Raw genomic sequence first — 1,793 nt, 5'->3', positions numbered from 1 at the left:
AAGATGCCGAAGGTGTTGAAGAGGGCGTTCCAGAAGTCCTCGTCGCCGAAGAGCTTGCTGAAGTTCTCGAAGCCGGCCCAGTAGGGCAGCGTCGGTCCGGGCCGGCAGCCCGGCCGCCGGGGTGGGCCTCTTCGTGGCGTACGCCCTCGGCATGGGGCTGGCGGTCGGCGCGGCGGCGCTCGCCGTGGCGCTGGCCCGGGCGTCGCTGATCCGGCGCACCCGGCGGGCCGCGCCGCTGCTCGGCCGGCTGGCCGGCCTGCTGCTGGTGCTCACCGGCGGCTACGTGGCCTGGTACGGCTGGTACGAGGTCCGGCTGTTCGCCGGCGGTGACGCCGACGACCGGGTGGTCGACGGGGCCGGCCGGGTGCAGGGGGCGCTGAGCGACGGGCTGGCCCGGCTGGGCCCGTGGGGCGTCGCCGCGGTCGCCGCCGCACTGATCGGGATCGCCGCCCTCGGCGCGCTGGCCCGCCGGTGGGCGGCCGCCCGGACCGACCGGGGCGGGGAGCCGGACGCCACCTAACCTTGCCGGATGCCGATCGAATCGCACGTCGCCCCCTTCGCCGAGCTGGATGCCCGCACCTTCCACGACCTGCTCCGGCTGCGCATCGACGTGTTCGTCGTCGAGCAGGCCTGCCCGTACCCGGAGCTGGACGGCCGGGACACCGAGGCGGGCACCCGGCACCTGTGGCTGACCCGGGACGGCGCGGTGGTCGCGTACCTGCGGATCCTGGCCGACCCCGACGGGGTGGCGCGGATCGGCCGGGTGGTGGTCGCGCCGGACGCTCGCGGCGCCGGCCTGGCCGGCCGGTTGATGACCGAGGCCCTGGCCCTGGTCGGCGACCGGCCCTGCGTGCTGGAGGCGCAGACCCACCTGGTCGGCTTCTACGCCGGCCACGGCTTCGCGGTCAGCGGCCCCGGGTACGTCGAGGACGGCATCCCGCACACCCCGATGCGCCGGGTCGGGTAACACTTCGCGCGATCTCCACGCTGACCCGCAGTGGGGACACAGCGAGGAGATCAAAACGTGAAGACGACGGGGATGCGGTGGACCGGCCGCCGGGCCGGGATAGCGGCCGCCACGATGGCCACCGCGGTGGCCGGGACGGTCGCGCTGGTCGCGGTCGGCTACGGCGACGACGGCGCGGAGTGGGGCGCCGGGGACGGGCCGGTCACCACCGCCCTGCACACCGTGGACTTCCCGGCCGCGGCCGGCCGCGAGGTGACCATCCCGCGCCGGGACACCGACCGCTTCGCCCTGGTCGGGGTGACCTGGACCAACCCGACGGTCGACTTCCGGGGCACCATCTCGGTGCGTACCCGGGCGGTCGGGGGTGGCTGGTCCGACTGGCAGCCACTGGAGCTGGAGAACCACCGCGGACCGGACTCGGGTGCCGAGAAGGCCCGGGCCCGCGGCGGCACCGACCCGCTCTGGGTCGGCCCCTCCAACGGCGTCGAAGTGCGCGCGGTGGCGGCCACCGGCGCCACCAGCGACCGGCTACCCGCCGGGTTGCGGCTGGACCTGGTCGACCCCGGGCAGCCGCAGCGCCGGAAGGCGGGGGCGGCCGGGCGGACACCGGGAAGCCGGGACCGGATGCAACCGGTCGCGCAACTGCGCGCGCTGGAGCCGACCGCCACCGACCCCGCCCCCACTGACGCCACCACGGCGCCCGCACCCACCGAGACCACGTCCGCGCCGAGCGACACCACGGCGCCCGCGCCGACGGACACCACCGCGCCGGCGGAAACCACCGCACCGGCGCCCACCGAGACCGGCGCGCCGGTCGAGACCACCG

General features: G+C 76.5%; 1 protein-coding gene and 2 pseudogenes. All 3 read left to right on the top strand.

Translation table 11 applies throughout. The annotated features are described in order from the left end of the window. Positions 1–88: 88 nt before the first annotated feature. A pseudogene (locus ACWEVO_RS36045) lies at positions 89–520 on the top strand (cytochrome c biogenesis protein CcdA); the annotation flags it as partial. Positions 521–529: 9 nt separating this feature from the next. After that, positions 530–967 carry a GNAT family N-acetyltransferase gene (locus tag ACWEVO_RS36040; RefSeq protein WP_452311871.1) on the top strand — a complete coding sequence of 146 codons (438 nt, stop codon included), beginning with the start codon at positions 530–532 and terminating at the stop codon, positions 965–967. A 57-nt stretch (positions 968–1,024) separates the two neighbouring features. Continuing rightward, a pseudogene (locus ACWEVO_RS36035) lies at positions 1,025–1,793 on the top strand (hypothetical protein); the annotation flags it as partial.

It is taken from the genome of Micromonospora sp. NPDC003776 (assembly GCF_053605645.1).
This window is presented reverse-complemented; position numbering and strand designations above follow the sequence as displayed.

Excerpts from the sequence above, each read along its gene's own strand:
- ACWEVO_RS36040 (WP_452311871.1), top strand. The coding sequence starts at position 530 with ATGCCGATCGAATCGCACGTCGCCCCCTTCGCCGAGCTGGATGCCCGC.